This is a genomic window from Mesorhizobium sp. WSM4306 (assembly GCF_007003975.1).
GTDB lineage: Bacteria > Pseudomonadota > Alphaproteobacteria > Rhizobiales > Rhizobiaceae > Mesorhizobium.
Window position 1 is genome coordinate 12,691 of record NZ_VFTC01000001.1, and the last position, 17,600, is coordinate 30,290.

At 60.8% G+C, this 17,600-nt stretch carries 17 protein-coding genes and 3 tRNA genes; 4 read left to right on the forward strand and 16 right to left on the reverse strand.

Annotation, left to right across the window (positions count from 1 at the left end):
• Positions 1 to 122 precede the first annotated feature (122 nt).
• From nusG to tuf, 6 genes are all read right to left on the reverse strand, one after another.
• Positions 123 to 650 carry a transcription termination/antitermination protein NusG gene (nusG, locus tag FJV77_RS00050; protein ID WP_006333333.1) on the reverse strand — a complete coding sequence of 176 codons (528 nt, stop codon included), beginning with the start codon at positions 648 to 650 and terminating at the stop codon, positions 123 to 125.
• A gap of 27 nt (positions 651 to 677) precedes the next feature.
• Positions 678 to 881: a preprotein translocase subunit SecE gene (secE, locus tag FJV77_RS00055; protein ID WP_023667439.1), complete on the reverse strand. Its 204-nt coding sequence runs from the start codon at positions 879 to 881 to the stop codon at positions 678 to 680.
• A 367-nt stretch (positions 882 to 1,248) separates the two neighbouring features.
• A tRNA-Trp gene (locus FJV77_RS00060) sits at positions 1,249 to 1,324 on the reverse strand.
• Positions 1,325 to 1,483: 159 nt separating this feature from the next.
• Positions 1,484 to 1,966, reverse strand: coding sequence for a group II truncated hemoglobin (locus FJV77_RS00065; RefSeq protein ID WP_142864856.1), 483 nt, complete (start codon positions 1,964 to 1,966; stop codon positions 1,484 to 1,486).
• 98 nt (positions 1,967 to 2,064) lie between these two features.
• On the reverse strand, positions 2,065 to 3,720 hold the full coding sequence (locus FJV77_RS00070; RefSeq protein WP_142864857.1) for a hypothetical protein: 1,656 nt from the start codon (positions 3,718 to 3,720) through the stop codon (positions 2,065 to 2,067).
• Between the two features lie 159 nt (positions 3,721 to 3,879).
• Entirely contained in the window at positions 3,880 to 5,055 is a 1,176-nt protein-coding gene (gene tuf / locus FJV77_RS00075; protein ID WP_013895701.1) for an elongation factor Tu, read from the reverse strand.
• A gap of 285 nt (positions 5,056 to 5,340) precedes the next feature.
• Here tuf and FJV77_RS00080 point away from each other — a divergent pair, with 285 nt between their 5' ends.
• Positions 5,341 to 6,228 (forward strand): DMT family transporter, encoded by an 888-nt coding sequence (locus FJV77_RS00080; RefSeq protein ID WP_142864858.1) that lies wholly within the window; start codon positions 5,341 to 5,343, stop codon positions 6,226 to 6,228.
• A gap of 48 nt (positions 6,229 to 6,276) precedes the next feature.
• On the opposite strand, the gene FJV77_RS00085 is transcribed toward FJV77_RS00080, so the two are convergent.
• Positions 6,277 to 6,534 carry a GlsB/YeaQ/YmgE family stress response membrane protein gene (locus FJV77_RS00085; protein WP_142864859.1) on the reverse strand — a complete coding sequence of 86 codons (258 nt, stop codon included), beginning with the start codon at positions 6,532 to 6,534 and terminating at the stop codon, positions 6,277 to 6,279.
• Positions 6,535 to 6,668: 134 nt separating this feature from the next.
• On the opposite strand from FJV77_RS00085, the gene FJV77_RS00090 reads away from it, so the two are divergent.
• Positions 6,669 to 7,133: a YidB family protein gene (locus FJV77_RS00090; RefSeq protein ID WP_142864860.1), complete on the forward strand. Its 465-nt coding sequence runs from the start codon at positions 6,669 to 6,671 to the stop codon at positions 7,131 to 7,133.
• A gap of 257 nt (positions 7,134 to 7,390) precedes the next feature.
• Here the strand turns inward: FJV77_RS00090 and FJV77_RS00095 are convergent, their stop codons facing one another.
• The 5 genes from FJV77_RS00095 to FJV77_RS00115 all read right to left on the reverse strand — a co-directional run bounded on the left by FJV77_RS00095 (position 7,391) and on the right by FJV77_RS00115 (position 11,326).
• A complete protein-coding gene (locus FJV77_RS00095; RefSeq protein WP_142864861.1) occupies positions 7,391 to 9,217 on the reverse strand; it encodes an ATP-binding protein in 1,827 nt (608 codons plus the stop codon).
• The gene (locus FJV77_RS00100; protein WP_142864862.1) at positions 9,214 to 9,705 is read right to left on the reverse strand and encodes an ABC-three component system middle component 2; all 492 of its coding nucleotides are present in this window, start codon (positions 9,703 to 9,705) and stop codon (positions 9,214 to 9,216) included. Before FJV77_RS00100 ends, FJV77_RS00095 begins: the two co-directional genes overlap by 4 nt.
• Positions 9,702 to 10,796 carry an ABC-three component system protein gene (locus tag FJV77_RS00105; protein ID WP_142864863.1) on the reverse strand — a complete coding sequence of 365 codons (1,095 nt, stop codon included), beginning with the start codon at positions 10,794 to 10,796 and terminating at the stop codon, positions 9,702 to 9,704. The genes FJV77_RS00100 and FJV77_RS00105 overlap by 4 nt, the downstream gene beginning before the upstream one ends.
• Positions 10,797 to 11,140: 344 nt before the next feature.
• Positions 11,141 to 11,214 (reverse strand) — tRNA-Gly (locus tag FJV77_RS00110).
• Positions 11,215 to 11,241: 27 nt separating this feature from the next.
• Positions 11,242 to 11,326 (reverse strand) — tRNA-Tyr (locus FJV77_RS00115).
• Between the two features lie 210 nt (positions 11,327 to 11,536).
• Here FJV77_RS00115 and FJV77_RS00120 point away from each other — a divergent pair.
• A complete protein-coding gene (locus FJV77_RS00120; protein WP_142864864.1) occupies positions 11,537 to 12,388 on the forward strand; it encodes an RNA methyltransferase in 852 nt (283 codons plus the stop codon).
• A 41-nt stretch (positions 12,389 to 12,429) separates the two neighbouring features.
• Here the strand turns inward: FJV77_RS00120 and FJV77_RS00125 are convergent, their stop codons facing one another.
• The 3 genes from FJV77_RS00125 to gcl all read right to left on the reverse strand — a co-directional run bounded on the left by FJV77_RS00125 (position 12,430) and on the right by gcl (position 16,125).
• Positions 12,430 to 13,320, reverse strand: a complete 891-nt coding sequence (locus FJV77_RS00125) for a 2-hydroxy-3-oxopropionate reductase (protein WP_246691097.1) — start codon at positions 13,318 to 13,320, stop codon at positions 12,430 to 12,432.
• A gap of 199 nt (positions 13,321 to 13,519) precedes the next feature.
• Positions 13,520 to 14,317 carry a 2-oxo-tetronate isomerase gene (gene otnI, locus FJV77_RS00130; protein ID WP_142864866.1) on the reverse strand — a complete coding sequence of 266 codons (798 nt, stop codon included), beginning with the start codon at positions 14,315 to 14,317 and terminating at the stop codon, positions 13,520 to 13,522.
• 26 nt (positions 14,318 to 14,343) lie between these two features.
• The gene (gene gcl / locus FJV77_RS00135; protein WP_142864867.1) at positions 14,344 to 16,125 is read right to left on the reverse strand and encodes a glyoxylate carboligase; all 1,782 of its coding nucleotides are present in this window, start codon (positions 16,123 to 16,125) and stop codon (positions 14,344 to 14,346) included.
• 202 nt (positions 16,126 to 16,327) lie between these two features.
• On the opposite strand from gcl, the gene bhcR reads away from it, so the two are divergent.
• Complete coding sequence (gene bhcR / locus FJV77_RS00140) at positions 16,328 to 17,149, forward strand: HTH-type transcriptional regulator BhcR (protein ID WP_142864868.1); 822 nt, start codon at positions 16,328 to 16,330, stop codon at positions 17,147 to 17,149.
• Between the two features lie 56 nt (positions 17,150 to 17,205).
• Here the strand turns inward: bhcR and FJV77_RS00145 are convergent, their stop codons facing one another.
• Positions 17,206 to 17,562 (reverse strand): hypothetical protein, encoded by a 357-nt coding sequence (locus FJV77_RS00145; RefSeq protein WP_142864869.1) that lies wholly within the window; start codon positions 17,560 to 17,562, stop codon positions 17,206 to 17,208.
• Between the last annotated feature and the right edge of the window lie 38 nt (positions 17,563 to 17,600).

A 17,600-nucleotide genomic window follows, 5' to 3' on the forward strand; every position in this document is an offset into this window, starting at 1 on the left:
GGTTGCAGTCTGGTGGTGCGGTTCGCGCGGCCGGCTAAAGCCACATTCGCCTCCCACCCGTTCCGGCCACGCGTTTTCGCGCCGCCTCCCCTTGCCGGCGAACCGGCGTGGGGTTTTTCGGATCAGCCCTTTTCGACCTGTCCGAATTCCAGATCGACGGGCACGGCGCGCCCGAAGATCGAAACTTCCACCTTGAGCCGCGCGCGCTCCTCGTCCACTTCCTGGACGAAACCGTTGAACGACGCGAACGGCCCGTCCGAAACGCGGATCGCCTCGCCGATCTCGAAGGTGACCGAGGGCTTGGGCCGCTCGACGCCTTCCTGGACCTGGTTCAGAATCCGCTGCGCCTCGGCTTCCGTGATCGGCACCGGCTTGGAGTCACCGAGGAAGCCGGTAACCTTCGGCGTGTTCTTGACCAGCGAAAACACCGCGTCAGTCAGGTTGGCCTTCAGCAGCACATAGCCCGGAAAGAACTTGCGCTCGGCATCGACCTTGCGGCCGCGGCGGATCTCGACGACCTTCTCGGTCGGCACCACGATCTGCTCGATATCGGCGGACAGGCCCTTCTGCTTGGCCTTGTTCTCAATGTCCTCGGCGACCTTTTTTTCAAAGTTCGAATAGGCGTGGACGATGTACCACCGCGCGGTCATTTCAAGACTTCTCCGTAATCGCCGGACTTAATGGCCGAGGCTCAATAACCGCTCGATCGCGTAGCCCATGGCCACGTCGGCGGTGAAGAAAAAGATCATCGCGATGACCGCAAACACGAGCACCATCACCGTCGAGATCATCGTCTCCCGGCGCGAGGGCCAAGTCACCTTGGCGGTCTCCGCGCGGACCTGCTGGAGAAAGACGAAAGGATTTGTGGTTTTCGAAGCCATATGCCGCTCTGTCTTCAAGACCCGTTGGCCGGGTCTCCTGGATGATCCCGCTGGCCGGGACGTGCCGCCTGGGTTTCAAGTCGGCGCCGAATCAGCGCAACCATTTCGCCCATGCAAATCGGACGCGTAAAGCCGGCTTCCCAGCTCCACGCGTCGCGTGTCTGTTGTGTCTACATAAAACCGATTCTTGATCCACGCAAGTGGCAAGTGTCCGCTTTATGACCAAACGCCGCCTCGGAACCATCCAGTCGTTCCGTCCCGGCTATCGGGGCCTTATGCCTCAGTTTCCCTAATATGGCAAGCCACCTGCCATTTTTCAATGCGGGGGACGGGACCGAGTTCGTTCGTGAATCGCCATTTGAGAAAATGGCACGGGCAGCAGGGCTCGAACCTACGACCTGCGGTTTTGGAGACCGCCGCTCTACCAACTGAGCTATGCCCGTACGATGCGCTTGTCGGCGCAGGCGCTTCCTAAAAGCTTCCGGGCGCGCTGTAAAGAGTGGTCTGTCGCGCTTTCATATCCTTTGCCGGAAATCCGGCTGGGTAGTCGCCAGGCCTTCCCTGTCGATCGCGATTTTCCGCCTGACGCCGCTTGCCGGCGCTCACCCCCCGGCCGGCGGCTTGTACGGCCCGCCCGGCACGCCCCAGCCCCAGGCCGGCATCGGTTCGGTCTGCGGGTCGCAGGTCTCGCCGAGGACGGAGTTCATCTTGGCCAGCCGCGATCCCCATTCGACATAACCCATGAAGGCGGAGCGGAATTCGGGATCGTCGGGCAGGCCGACCGCGTCGGCGGCGTCGGCAAGCAGGCCGATCCAGCGGCGGCGCTGTTCTTCCGTCAAATGCTTGCCGAGATGGTGCATGACCATCTCGCGATGGCCGCCATGCTTTTCGCTATAGGTTTTCGGTCCACCGAAAACCTCGCCGATGAACGCCGCGACATGGGCGGGATGATCAGGCGACATGTGCTTGAACACCGGTCCGACGACCGGGTCGCGAGATACCTTGTCGTAAAAGTGTTCCGTCAGCCGGTTGAGGGCCTCGATGCCGCCGGCCCATTCGTAGAGCGTCGGGATATCCTGGCTCATGCTCGATCCTCCGCCAGCCCCCCAGCGCCGGCGGTGACGATAGCGGAAATCGTGTCTCACTCAACCTGCCTCGATGGCGAGTTCCCGAAACCGAGCGCCTACAATTTGGCGGGCGCTTCGGCCTGCCCGTTGGACGACGCCACCACGCGGCAATTCCCGGGTTTCGGCGCCGACTTGCAGATGCTGGAACCCGTCAGCGCATCCACCGATTGACGCCCCGTCGTCAGCCCGACTTTCAGCATCATGTCGGGCTCAAGCTGGCGCTCGACCGAACTGCGTTGAAGCGCAGTGAACAGAGCCGGGCTTATGGCCATCTCGTCGAGATAGGCTTTGACCGTCTGTTTCTGCCCCATCAGATAGAGGCTGAGCCTTGCCTCTGACCCGACAAGCCGCCTGGCGCCACCGGCCAGCATGAGCGCACAGGCCGAATCGCAGTCGCCTTCCCCGTCGATGCTCAATCCGGCATAGGCGCCGTCCTTGGCCAGGCAGTTCCACTCTGCCGGGTCGCAGCTGACGAAATCGGTGCGGGCAACGGCAACGTCGAGCTTCTTTTCATGAATGATCCGGCCAGCCGCCAGGGCGCCGAAGAGGTCACCGCCGCGCGAGCTGATCACCACGGGCAGCCGTCGGTTGCCAAGTGTGGCGAGCAATTGGCTGAGCTTCTGCGGCGTCTGAGGCGTAATCGCGCCTTGTGCCGCAATCCATTCCGGGCAGTCAGGGTTGCAGAGCGGGTTGCTGCCGCGAACCACGACAAAGCGCATGCCGTCATCGGGCTGTGCGATCTGGGGCTTCACCAGCGGCGCTGCCTTTGCCACGGCCGGTTGGTCGCCGGCTGGCTTGTTCGCCGGTATTTCCCGGCAATTCGAGGCCAATGGCACCAGCGTGCACAGGCTCGCATTGGTGAGCAAACTTACAGAGTCTTCGCTGGTGACCAGCTTCATCGCCAGCATGTCGCTGAGGTCGATCTGCTGGATGTCGCTGGCCGGCGTGCTCTTCATCGTTTCGAGCACGCTGAGGTCGACACCCATCTCCTGGAAATAGGTGGCCAGCTTGCGCTCGACCTTCTTGCTCATTTCGTAGGTCTTGTAGCTGCCGGCATTCTTGCGGCTGACGACCTTCTTGCTGATGACCCGCTTCTTGCCTTTCACGACGCGATAGCGGACTTCATATTGCACGTTCATTTGCACGACCGTGGTCGTGATCTGATGGACGCCAAGAAAGGCCAGCGGCCCGACCAGGCGACTGGTGCCGCCGGCCAGCATCATCGGGCAAGCGGACGCGCAATAGCTGCCGAGCACATAGGGGTTGCCTATATAGTGCGAGCCTTTGGCGTCATTCTCCTTGCAGTTTTTCACCCCCGGGTCGCAGCCGACAAACCACGTCCGGCCGACCGCAATGTCGAGCTTGTTCTTGCGTATCATACGGCCCATGGCGATGGCCGCATCGACATCGCCGCCGGGAGAGTTGACGACGATCGGCAATTTGCGGCGGCCAAGTGTTTTCAGGGCGGCCTTGAGCAGTGCCGGCGACTTGGCCGTTATCGCCCCCTCGGCCGATATCCATTCCGGACAGGTCGGCTCGCAACCCGGCGCGTTGCTGCGCACGACGACGAACCGCATCGGCGCATCCGAGTCCGGCTCGGAGTTTTTTGTTTCGGCAGCAAAGGCGGCACTGCCCACGGCAAGCAGCGACACCAGGCAGGTCAGCCCCAGTGCCCAGCACGCCCAATCCTGAAAACGGTGCCGTGGAACCATCCGACCAAGCCCCTCAATTGCAATCTATACTAGTATAGGCTCTGAGACTTGCAACAGAGATTGAGACACCAAAACAGGGACATCCGGCCGTGAGCCAAAGAAAAAGGGCGGCCCGAGGGCCGCCCTTGTCTGTGTCGATCCGGCGGATGCCGGGCTCGATCATTCTTTGATGGTGACGACGATGCCGGCACCGACGGTGCGGCCGCCTTCACGGATGGCGAAGCGCAGCTTCTCTTCCATGGCGATCGGCACGATCAGCTCGACATCGACCGTGATGTTGTCGCCGGGCATCACCATTTCGGTGCCTTCCGGCAGCGACACGATGCCCGTCACGTCGGTCGTGCGGAAGTAGAACTGCGGACGGTAGTTGGTGAAGAACGGCGTGTGACGGCCACCTTCGTCCTTGGTCAGGATGTAGGCTTCGGCCACGAACTTCTTGTGCGGCTTCACCGTACCCGGCTTGGCCAGAACCTGGCCGCGCTCGACACCTTCACGGTCAACGCCGCGCAGCAGCGCGCCGATGTTGTCGCCAGCCTGGCCCTGATCGAGCAGCTTGCGGAACATTTCAACGCCCGTGCAGGTCGTCTTGGTCGTCGGACGGATGCCGATGATTTCCAGTTCCTCGCCGACCTTGACCACGCCACGCTCGACGCGGCCGGTCACCACCGTGCCACGACCCGAGATCGAGAACACGTCCTCGATCGGCATCAGGAACGGCTTGTCCAGCGGACGAACCGGCGTCGGGATGTAGGCGTCGACCTGAGCCATCAGCTCGCGGATCGCGTCCTCGCCGATGGTCTTGTTCGAATCTTCCAGAGCAGCCAGCGCCGAGCCCTTGACGATCGGAATGTCGTCGCCGGGGAACTCGTTCTTCGACAGAAGCTCGCGAACCTCGAGCTCGACCAGTTCGAGCAGCTCGGCGTCGTCGACCTGGTCGACCTTGTTGAGGAACACAACGATCGACGGCACGCCGACCTGACGGGCAAGCAGGATGTGCTCGCGGGTCTGCGGCATCGGGCCGTCGGCGGCCGAAACCACCAGGATCGCGCCGTCCATCTGCGCGGCACCGGTGATCATGTTCTTCACGTAGTCGGCGTGGCCGGGGCAGTCGACGTGGGCGTAGTGGCGGTTGGCCGTCTCGTATTCGACGTGAGCCGTCGAAATGGTGATGCCGCGGGCCTTCTCTTCGGGCGCCGCATCGATCTGGTCGTAGCGCTTGTATTCGCCAAAATACTTCGTGATCGCCGCCGTCAGCGACGTCTTGCCATGGTCAACGTGACCAATCGTGCCGATGTTCACATGAGGCTTAGTGCGCTCGAATTTACCTTTTGCCATAGTCTCTTTCCTTGGACGGCCTTGACCTTCAGTTCAGTCGAATGCGGGGCGATTAGCGACTACGGCCGAAAAACACAAGTGCCTTGTGGCCGGGTGCGCTGTCCACTCGGTCCGAACCGATGATCCGATTGCGGGGATATGGCGCTGATATAGGAACGCCCCACGGGAAATGAAATGGGGCAGCCGGCTTCGATATACCGGAACACTCTCTGGCCCTTCCCTGCCGGATTGGCAGCCAGCGCGTGGCCCATTGCCGCTGCGGCGCCGGTCTGATTTGCTCGTCCGATGCATTTCATCCCCACCTCCATACGCGGCCCGCTGTTCATGATCGTTTCGACGGGGTCCTACCTCGTCAACGACACGATGATGAAGCTCGCCACCGCAGGCTTGCCGTCCTATGAGGTGCTGTTCCTGCGCGGGGTCGCGGCCACGCTGTGGGGCGTGCCGCTGCTGTTCGTGCTGGGCTATGGCAGGCAGATCCCGCTGATCTTCGACAAGCGCGTGCTGCGCCGCAACCTGCTCGAGCTGGCCGCGATCCTTTGCTACGTGGTGGCGCTGGCAAACATGCCGATCGCCGATTCAACCGCGCTCGGACAGATTACCCCGCTCTTGATGCTGGTCGGCTCCTCTATTCTGTTTAGCGAGCGGATCGGCGGCGTGCGCATGGCGCTGATCGGGCTCGGCTTCGTCGGCGCAGTCATGGTTGCCCAGCCGACCATGGAGGGCATCTCGGTCTATGCCTTGCTGGCGCTTGGCAACGCGGCATTGGCGGCGGCGCGGGATCTCGCCGGCAGGCGGGTCCCGGCGGAGGTGCCGGGAATGATCGTCGCCATTTCCGCCGTCGTGGTGGTGCTGATCGGCGCGGGTGCCGCGCATCTCGTTTCCGAGCGCTGGGTGATGCCGGAAGCCCGTCATCTGCTTTTGATGGCCGGCGCCGGGTTCTTCCTGATCTTCGGCCATTTCTTCATCTTCATGGCCTATCGCGTCGGCCCGACCGGCGTCGTGGCGCCGTTCTACTACTGCTTCACCGTCTGGGCAGTCATTTCAGGCGTGCTGGTGTTCGGGCAGTTCCCGAACGCCCTGGCGGTTTGCGGGATCCTGCTGGTGGTCGCGAGCGGACTGACCATCGTCTCGCTGGATGAACGCAAACGCAGGCTGACCGTCGTCGCCTGACCCTTATGGCAACGTCTCGGCAGCCAGTCAGATCGACAGAACTGGCGCTTAAAGCGCCCGCCTGCCGCTGATCTGATGATAGGCCCACAGCACGACCACCGCGCCGATCACGGCGACGATCAGGCTCCAGATGTTGAGGCCGGTCACGCCGGAAGCGCCGAAGGCGCTGAAGATCACACCGCCGACAATGGCGCCGACAATGCCGAGCACGATATCCATGATCAGGCCCTGGCCGGTCTTGTTGACGATCTTGCTGCCGATGAAGCCGGCGATGACGCCGAGGATGATCCAGCTGATGATGCCCATTTTTCCTCTCCATTCCTCCCGCTGGCCGATCATGGTCACATGATTGTCAAAAGCTCAAGCCAACTTGAAATTCGGCCCCCGCGCTCCATTCTAGCCAATGGGACGGGGCTTGGTCGCTATGGAGGATTGGACCTATGGGACTTTTTGACAACGCCGTACCCGGCGGCAACATCACCAAACCGCTGATGATCGCGCTTGGCGCGCTGCTGGTCGGAAAGATGCTGAGCGGCAGAAGTGCCGAACAGACCGACGAGCCCGCCGCCCAGCCTCAAACGCCCGCCCCCACCGGGACCACCGCTTCCGGCGACGGCGGCCTGCTCGGCGGACTGGGCGGATTGCTCGACAAGTTGAAAGACGCCGGCCACGGCAATGTTGCCGATTCATGGGTCGGCACCGGGCAGAACCAGCCGATCAACGCCAATGATCTTGGCAAGGCGATCGGTCCTCAGGTCATTCGCGAGATCGCGCAAAGGACCGGGCTGGACGAGCAGGAACTGCTCAAGCAATTGTCCACCGCCCTGCCCGGCATTGTCGACAAGCTGACGCCGAACGGCCAGGTGCCGCAGCAGCACCAGGTCGCGTCTGCTTTCAACAGCTAGGGGCGGTAAGGCTAGGACGAACTGAGCATGCGCGCCCATGGGCGCGCATTGCTACATCATTCTGATCGTGCGGATGGGAAATCTGGAGCGGGTAGCGAACCCGCATATTCAGCTTGGACGACATAAAAACTAAATGATTTCAAAGATGCGTGTCACTCAGCGCCTCTCTTTGTCGATTGGAAATACCGCACTGCAGCGGGTCCGAGAGCGCCAGACTGTTGACGGCTGTGGAGTAAGGTGATCCGCGGTTGCGATCTCTAGAGTAATCCGAAACGTCCTTCGTTAGGATTTCCTGTGAAAACGGTCATCTCGAGCCGGTCCTCAATGTCCTTCGGAGGATGCTGGTTCTCAATAACAATCACTTGGCTCTCCGCGCCGTGGTGGGTGATCAGATAGTCGTAGAACTTTTCCTTGAGATCGGTCCCCTTAAGCTCAAGGTCGTCGTCGCCTTCCGGTTTGAAATAGGCGAGCAAGGGTGAGTCGAGTACCACAAAGCCCGGATGCGAGAGGCCATTTTCCTGGCAATACTCGAGTAGCGCGATGGTCACTGCCGCATGCGTAATAGCGCGCAATCCCTTGCCCCGGCTCCCGCGCGGTTTGCCGTCAATGACGAAGTCAGTGGATTGCTTGTCGAAATGGACGAGACAGTCGCCCGGAAAGTTCCATGCCTTGAGGATTGAGGAGACTTTCTGAGAGAACGAATGGGCGACGGATTCCGGGATACCGGCTGCTACGGTCCCCCCTTCCGTACTTTCTTCGTCTTCGTCGAGCAGCGAGTGCCTGCGGGCCTCTAGCTTCTCACGTCTTGCGAAAAGCTCCATTGCCTTTTGGACGCTGGCGCGCTCCTCCACAAGCTCCGAGAATGATGCGCGGACGTCGCTGACATTCGGGGCGACGGTCTCCTGAATTGTCCTGTCGAGCTGATCACATGCAGTGCTCTTCTCTACGAGCGAGATCTTCAGCCCCTCTTCCTCAGATTGTAGATCAGCTACGGTACCGTCTAGCTCGCTCCGAAGTCTCTCGATCTTGTCGATTTCTGCTGAGGCTGCCGAAATGATCGCATCAACGTCGCCCTCGCAAGTCTTTTCCAGATGTTGGGCTTCGGGTAGTGCGCCGCACAGAGGGCATGGCACGGCGTCAACATGCGCAAACATGGAGCCGCTTTCGCGAATGGCTGCAAGCCGCTCGATGTCTACCGCATAGTGATCGCGAAGCAGATTGAACCGTGCGAGTAAGTCAGAAATGTCATCAAGGCGGCTAAGTATGGCCGCCCGTTCATCGAGCGCTTCGCGCCTACGTGTGAGCAGATCGTCCAGCTGACGTTGTGCTGCGCTCAATGACTCGCGGCGTTCCCCAATCGAGGCTTCCAGGCGTTCGAGCCGGGAAACAAGGTCACTCCGCTCCTCACCGATGTCCTCGATTTCGCTGGCGATGTCGGCAAGCAATTCATCGATAAGTGCAATCTGTTTCGCGTTGTCAGGGCCTTCCTCGACGGTTGGTACGACGGCAGAATCATCTATCCCCGTCAGTAAGAGCTTGATCGTTGCAAGCTCTGCGGTCTTGGTCGTGTATTGTCCGCTCCAGAATGGTGAGCCCCGTTGCTGGATTTCGCCTTCTTGGACGATTATGAGGCGCGCAAGATTGCGGAAGCTCAGACTCTGAGTGGTGCCCTTCGTGCTGCTTTTCAAAATTCGCTTGCCAAGCAAGCCTACCTTCTCAAGCAGAAAACCAGACAGATTGTCAGTCTTCCCGTGAGCATGATTCTGCTTCAGAACGCTCTCGCTGACATCAACATCGTCCAAGTCGATGAGCTTAAAATTCCCGCCCGCCGTAGACCGACGCAAACGCCAGTCTCCACCGTCACTGACGTTTAGATCGAGTTCGATTTCCCCGTATTTCGTCCGCTCCGGTATTTCCCGAAGCTCCGTGCCGCCCAGCATGAAATCGATAGATTCGGCTAGGAATGATTTTCCGGTATCGGACGCGCCGCAAATGACATTTACGCCCGAAGTGAAATCAAGGCCGGAACTTGATTTCGGCCCCCTAAACATAAGCCTGCGAATCTGGAGGTAGCCGTCACTCATTGGCTTCCTCCAGGCGACTGAATAGGTTGAAACTGACTCGACCACCGCTCGAACAGGCGATGCGTGATCCGCCGGATGTCTTCTGTCGCAACATCCTGAAACCGATCAACCGCCCATTCGGCCCGCTCGCTGAGCCGGCGGGAGTAATCCGCCGTCAGGGAAGAGATGAACGGCCACGCCGTTTCCGTCGCGACAAAGCTGAAACCGTCATTCGAAGGAATGCGCTTCACAAGCCCCCGGCTCATCATCAGTAACAGGCCCTTTTCAATCAGCCCACGCCTGACAAGAAGCTCTCCTGCCCGAAGTGGTAGCGGTGTGTGCAGACTTTCAGGCCCGTCCGCGTCTCCCGAGTGAACGACAAGGTAGTCCATCTCCACGAGGCGGTGCAAATCGAACATAGCTGGGAACGCCGCGACAAGAATAGCCAGCGAACGCATGCCCGTTTCGAGTGTGCTGTTGAAAGGGCTTAGACGCGGCACGGTAGTCATCCTTGGGGCATCCAATTCAAGCGGTCGTCGTTGGCAAGCTGATGGCAGATGCCCTGGCGGTCCTGCGCTTTTACAGCGGACACCAGTGGATTCGAGGTTGCGGCGACACTCGATGCCTGCGCAACTGTTGCTTTCATGCGCTCGAAGCCATCGGCATAGCTGCCCTCACAGACATCGATTACGCCGGAATGGATTTCGTCTTGCAGTGCGTCAAATGTCCCCTCAGGGACAGTGTCCCGCGCAAAGTTCCTCAGGGATTCAGCATGATAAAACCGTTCGCGTTGGCGGAGGTAGTCACGCTTGAGTTTGGTGTGCGGATCAAGCGCTAGGGGATCTGCCAAACCTATGCCGAGATGATCGCCATAGGCGTCGAGAAGTTGGCGGATGTAGCGACTTTCGTTGTCGGCAGGCGTCTCAGGCGGAAGTGCAGAACCGGGGCGCGGCGGCAACCCACCCCCGAAACGAACTGCGTGAAAGCCGGTCTTGCTATGGCCTTCGATCAGCTCGACGAGAGAGCGCGAAGAAAAGACCGAAAAATCAAAGGAGTTAAAGTGGTCTGCCAGCGCACCTACCAGGGGAATCGACATAGTTGAAGTAATGCCGTTGAGGCAATGTTTGTCCCAGTTCTCCGCCGCCTTAGCCTGTAGGTCGGTGGGCTTGTTCAGCAGCTTTTCAAGGCTGGTTCCGATATCCTGCGAACAGACGAAATAGTGCCGTCGTGGAGGAGCGTACTCGCCTATATGGGAGTAGTAGATGATCTTGCCGATCTCGACCCAGATATCATTGGGCCGTAATGGATGGTCGTACCGTTTGCACTGGTAGTTGTCCCACTCGCCTTCGAAACCTTTGTTTGAGCAAAACCCGGCGATATCGACGCCAAGATCGCCTGAGCCACCGAAGCGCCGGACCTTGACGTAGTTACTTTTGAGGGAATTTGCCCACTCTTCGATGAACTCCTCCCATGCATCTGGGCTAAAAAGCCTGACACGCATAACCTTAGGAATCGGCACACCGGTATGAACGTGCTCCGGCGAAGGCGCACAGGTCGGCGGTTTTGTTTCGATCTCTTTGAGGTCGGCGTCGGAAATCACGCCGTCCACTCACGAGAAAAGAGTAACACAACCACGAGACAGCTCCTCATCCCGCGTCTTAGGGAATTTCTATCGTGCGTTGTGTAGCTTGAAGTATCTACTAAGTCGACATGGAAGACATGCGGCGAGCATTCGTTTGCGATATTTAGGCAGATAGGTTCGGGCGGCAACCAAATGGCGGTTGAAGGCGAACACGCTTCCGACACCTTTTCAGCCTGACTAGCTGAATATCTCCACGCCAAATCGAGTGAGTGATAGGCGCAAGAATCGGGCTTCAATGACACGGCGGTGACACGGCAAGATCGAGCCGAGCCGATATTTCGCAAATCTATCAATAGGTTATTTGGAGCGGGTAGCGGGAATCGAACCCGCATATTCAGCTTGGAAGGCTGCTGCTCTACCACTGAGCTATACCCGCTTCGCTTCAGGGCTGACGGGCCGGCAGTGGTGGAGAGGGTTGGATTCGAACCAACGTAGGCTAAGCCAACGGATTTACAGTCCGTCCCCTTTAACCACTCGGGCACCTCTCCAGCCTGCCGTCGAAGCCTTGCAACGAGGCATTCTCGCCGATCCGGTCGAAACCAAGGTTTTGTCCGAAATCAGCGAAGCGCCTTATGGCGGCAAGGCCAGTGGGTGTCAACCGCACGTCTGGGCAAAATGCGCGGAATTTGACAGCCTGCCCGGCAAGCAGGCTTTCTGCCTGTATCCACGGCCCAGCGACGCAGCTATAGAAGCCGGCCATGAGCAATGACAACACGCCCAAGACCGCCAAGGACACCCATTACGCCAAGCTGCGCCGCGCCCACCGCGACGAGAAGGCCGGCGGCGCGCCTGCCTTCCGGCCGCGCCAGCCGGTGCCCCCGGGCGAGAACGCCGCAGACGGACTGGTGCGACTCTATGGCCTGCACACGGTGCGGGCCGCGCTCGACAATCCGCGCCGGCGGATCAAAAAAATGCTGGTGACGCGCAACGCCGCCGAGCGGCTTGCGATTGCCGACCTGGCCGCGCTGCCGTTCAAGGCGGAGCTGGTCGAGCCGAAGGAGATCGACAAGGTCACCGGTTCGGACGCCGTCCACCAGGGCGTGCTGATCGAGGCCGAGCCGCTGAAGCCGAAACGCCTCGACGCACTTGGCGATACAAAACTGGTGCTGGTGCTCGACCAGGTCACCGACCCGCACAATGTCGGCGCCATCCTGCGTTCGGCCGTCGCCTTCGGCGCCGGCGCGCTGATCACCACCGCCCGCCATAGCCCGCAGGAATCAGGCGTGCTGGCGAAATCCGCGTCGGGCGCGCTGGAGCATATCGACCAGATCGAGGTGAAGAACCTTGCCGACGCGCTGGGCTTACTGCACGAAGCCGGCTTCCAGACCATCGGCCTCGATTCAGACGGGCCTGCGGAACTTGAAAAGAGCTTTTCAGGCGAAAAGATCGCGCTGGTACTCGGCGCCGAAGGCAAAGGCCTGCGCCAGAAGACGCGCGAGACGGTGACGACACTTGCCCGCCTCGACATGCCCGGCGCCATTCGTTCGCTCAACGTGTCGAACGCGGCGGCGGTGAGTTTGTATGCAGCGCGAAAATTCCTGGGAAAGTGAATGGTGAATAGTCAATTGCGAATGGTTGAGCGGCTTGCCATTCACCATTCACCCACTTCATGTCCTGCCATCCGCTCCAGCGCGCGAACCAGCGCCGAGTGATCCTCCTTCGCCCCGCCATTGGCCGCACATGAGTTGAACAGCTGCTGCGTGGTCGACGTATTCGGCAGCGAAACACCCAGCGCCTTGGCGCCTTCCAGCGCCAGGTTGAGATCCTTCTGGTGCAGTTCGATGCGGAAGCCCGGCGCGAAGGTGCGCTTGACCATGCGCTCGCCATGCACTTCGAGAATGCGCGATGCCGCCAGTCCGCCCATCAGCGCTTGCCTGACCTTGGCCGGATCGGCGCCGGCCTTTGAGGCAAAGACCAGCGCCTCGGCAACGGCTTCGATGGTCAGCGCAACGACGATCTGGTTGGCGACCTTGGTGGTCTGGCCGACGCCGTTCGGCCCGACAAGCGTGATGTTCTTGCCCATCTTTTCGAACACGGGTTTTGCGCGCTCGAAGGATTTCTCCTCACCGCCAACCATGATGGTCAGCGACGCCGCCTTGGCGCCGACCTCGCCACCCGACACAGGCGCATCGAGATAGTCGCAGCCGAGGTCGTTTATCTTCTGGGCGAAAACCTTGGTCTCGATCGGCGAGATCGAACTCATGTCGATGACCAGTTTGCCCTTGGAGAGGCCGGCTGCAACGCCATTGTCGCTGAACAGAACCTCTGCGACTTGAGGCGTGTCAGGCACCATTGTGATGATGATGTCAGCGGCTTTCGCCACGGCGGCATGGCCGGTAACTGACTTCAGCCCCTTGGCGGCGAGATCTGCCGGCGGTTTCGAGCGGTGGTCGCTGGCGATGACGGCGTAGCCGGCATCCAAGAGGTGCCCCGCCATCGGCGCGCCCATGATGCCGAGGCCGATAAAGCCGATGGTTTCCATTTTGGTTTCTCCTGAAAGTCGTTGTCTACGCTGATCGGCAACGTTGGCGCTGCCCCTCATCCGCCTGCCGGCACCTTCTCCCCGTATAGTGACGGGGAGAAGGGAGATGGCCGCAACGCTGGCGACCCCCTCTCCCCGTCTCTATACGGGGAGAGGGTAAGGGTGAGGGGCAGCGCCAACGCTGAGAAATTTTCGACCGCTAAGCCGCGGCACTCCCCTGCCCGTTAAGCTCCCGGAACCACCCCAGCCCAGCCTCCGTGCCCGCCTTCGGCTTGTATTCCGCCCCAATCCAGCCGGAATAGCCGATGCGGTCAATGTGCTCGTAGAGGAAGGGATAATTGATCTCGCCCGTCCCCGGCTCGTGACGGCCGGGATTGTCCGCAAGCTGGATATGCGCGATGCGGCCAAGGTTTGCCTCGATGGTACGGGCGAGATCCCCCTCCATGATCTGCATGTGATAGATGTCGTATTGCAGGAACAGGTTCTTCGAGCCGACGCGGTCGATCAGCGCCAGCGCCTGGTCCGAATAGTTGAGGAAGAACCCCGGGATATCGCGCGTGTTGATCGGCTCGATCAGCAGCCGGATGCCGGCCTGCTCCAGTTTCTCGGCGGCAAACGCCAGGTTCTCGGCGAAGGTATTTTCCAGCACCGAGCGATCCACCCCTTGCGGCGCGACACCGGCGAGGCAATTGACCTGCTCGCAGCCTAGTGCGTGAGCGTAAGAGATCGCCTTGGCGATGCCTTGCCGGAACTCAGGCACCCGGTCCGGCAGCACCGCAATGCCCCGCTCGCCCTTTGCCCAGTCGCCTACGGGCAGGTTGAACAGCACCTGGCTGAGGCCGGTCTTCTTCAGCCGCGCCGCGACCACGTCGGGCGCATGATCATACGGGCCGATATATTCGACGCCCTTGAAGCCGACCCGGGCGGCGGCGTCAAAACGATCCAGGAATTCATGCTCGCCAAACAGCATCGACAGATTGGCAGAAAAACGCGGCATTCTTTTCTCCTTCTTCCCGCCAAAGCTTAATCCAGGAGGACGATGGCCGTCGGCGCATCCTCATGGCTTTCGGCAAGGTCCTCGAATTCGGTGATCTTGTCGATTTCCGTGCCCATGGAAATGTTGGTGACGCGTTCGAGGATGAATTCGAGCACAACCGGCACCTGGTGCTCCTTCATCAGCCGCTGCGCTTCCTTGAACGCGCCGGCGAACTCTTCCGGCTTGCGCACCCGCACCGCCCTGCAGCCCATCGCTTCGGCGACCGCGACATGGTCGACGCCATAGCCGGCCTCGGGATCGTTGGTGCGGTTGACGTTCTCGAAGGCCAGGCTAACCTCGAAATCCATCGAAAAACCGCGCTGCGCCTGGCGGATCAGGCCGAGATAGGCGTTGTTCACGACGACGTGGATGTAAGGCAATCTGTGCTGCGCGCCGGCCGCCAGCTCCTCGATCATGAACTGGAAATCATAATCGCCCGACAGCGCCACGATGGTGCGGTCCGGATCGGCGGCGCGAACGCCAAGCGCTGCCGGCAGCGTCCAGCCGAGCGGGCCTGCCTGGCCGCAATTGATCCAGTTGCGCGGCTTGTAGACATGCAGGAACTGCGCCCCTGCGATCTGCGACAGGCCGATCGTGGTGACATAGGTGGTGTCGCGGCCGAACGCCTTGTTCATCTCCTCATAGACGCGCTGCGGCTTCAGCGGCACCTGGTCGAAATGCGTCTTGCGCTTCATCGTCTTCTTGCGGCTCTGGCACTCCTTCGCCCAGCCCGACCAGTCGCTCAGTTTTCCCGCCGTCTTCCACTCGGTGGCGACGTCGAGCAGCATCTTCAGCGCCGCACCCGCATCCGAGACCACGCCAAGGTCCGGCGCGAAGACACGGCCGATCTGCGTCGGCTCGATATCGACATGGATGAACTTCTTGCCCTTGGTGTAGACATCGACCGAACCGGTGTGGCGGTTGGCCCAGCGGTTGCCTATGCCGAAGACGAAATCGGCTTCCAGCATGGTGGCATTGCCGTAGCGGTGCGAGGTCTGCAGCCCGCACATCCCGGCCATCAGCCGGTGGTCGTCGGGGATCGCTCCCCAACCCATCAGCGTCGGGATAACCGGCACGCCTGTGATCTCGGCGAATTCGATCAAAAGATCGGACGCGTCGGCATTGATGATGCCGCCACCCGCGACGATCAAAGGCTTGTCCGCCGCGTTGAGCATCGCCAGCGCCTTTTCGGCCTGGGCGCGCGACATGGCCGGCTTGAACGGGACGAGCGGCTCATAGGCGTCGATGTCGAACTCGATCTCGGCCAGTTGCACATCGACCGGCAGGTCGATCAGCACCGGACCCGGCCGCGACGAGCGCATCAGGTGAAACGCCTTCTGCAACGCCATCGGCACCAGGTAGGGCTCCATGACGGTGACCGCCCATTTGGCGACCGGGGCTGCGATAGCGGCGATGTCGACGGCCTGGAAATCCTCCTTGTTCAGCCGCGCGCGTGGCGCCTGCCCGGTGATGCACAGAATCGGGATGGAATCGGCCGCCGCCGAATAGAGCCCGGTGATCATGTCGGTGCCGGCCGGACCGGAGGTGCCGATGCACAGCCCGATATTGCCCGCCTTGGCCCGCGTGTAGCCTTCGGCCATGTGCGACGCCGCCTCGACATGGCGCGCCAGGATGTGGCGGATCGAGCCCCTCGCCTTCAGCGCCGAATAGAACGGATTGATCGCCGCGCCCGGCACGCCGAAGCCGCAGGAAATGCCTTCCTTTTCGAGAACGAGAACCGCTGCGTCGACAGCGCGCATCCTGGCCATGTCCAGCCTCCGCAAGATTGTTGGTTGGCTGACAATGCCAGTGTGCCGGCCATTTTTCAATTTTTTCAAAATAATTTTTCATTTCTAGAAAACAGCTCCTATTGACTGATTTCACTGGATTTTTCGTTTTCCATGAATCCGCTTCAAAATCAGTGAAAAACTTTTTCATTGTGCTTTTGGAGAAATCGGCGACACTACAGCGATGGAAACCAGCGAAAAACGCCAGCGCGGCCGGCCGCGCGCCTTCAATGGGCCGGCCGAGGCCGGCTCGGTGCAGTCGCTCGACCGCGCCTTGCGCATTCTGGCGATTGTCGCTGACGGCAGTGGCTTGTCTCTCAGCGAGATTGCTGCGCAAAGCGGCCTTGCCGCTTCCACCGCCTACCGCATGCTGACGACGCTGCAGAACCACGGCATGGTCGAGTTCGATACGTCGGACCAGCTATGGTCGATTGGCGTCGAGACCTACCGCATGGGTGCGGCCTTCCTGCGCCGCCGCAAGCTGGTCGACCGCGCCCGCATTGTCATGCAGGAGCTCATGGAAAAGACCGGCGAAACCGCCAATCTCGGCGTCGCCGAGGACGATTGCGTCGTTTTCGTCAGCCAGGTCGAGACGCATCAGGCAATCCGCGCCTTCTTCCGTCCGGGCACACGCAGCTCCTTCCATGCCTCCGGCATCGGCAAGGCGGTGCTGGCGCAACTCGAGCCGGAACGCGTCGCCGCCATTCTGCGAAAATCGGGCCTCCAGCGCTTCACCGACAAGACACTGTCCGACATTTCGGCGCTCGCCCATGATCTGGCTGTCATCAAACATCGCGGCTGGTCGGTCGACGACGAAGAGCGCCATCCCGGCATGCGCTGCGTGGCCGCCGCAATCTTCAACGAATTCGGCGAACCGATCGGCGGTGTTTCGGTGTCCGGCCCGACCGTGCGGGTGACACCGGAGCGGCTGGACGAGATCGGCCCGCTGGTGCGTGATGCCGCCGCGGAAGTGACCAAGATGATCGGCGGCGTCGACGCAGCCTGATCAACAGCATTTTCGATTTGGACATGACCCGGGAAATCGGTTCCCGGTTCTCGCTGTCATGCGCCCGGCACCGCGCTTCGCACCGAAATCTCGAAGAAATCGAGCAGGATCGCCGCGCCGACGCCGCAGGCGGTGAAGATGAGACCGGTGATGAAGATGCGATTGGCGCGCTCAAAAATGCGTCGTTGCAGCGACGCGATGTCGAGCAATATGGCAAGCGCCCGCATCTGCAAGGCGATGCCCGCCAGGATCGGCACGACCGCGACCAGGTGGTAGGCCCGCCACGGAATGGGATTGGCGGCCCAGTGGGTGATGAAACCCAGCGAAAAGGCGAGCAGGAGCCCGACGGTGGTGACGGTGCCGTTGCGAAAAGCCGTTTCGACCAGATCTTCCTTCGGGTCCTGCTCGTCCAAGCCACCCTCCCCTCAATTGGCGCTCGGGTGGCAGACTA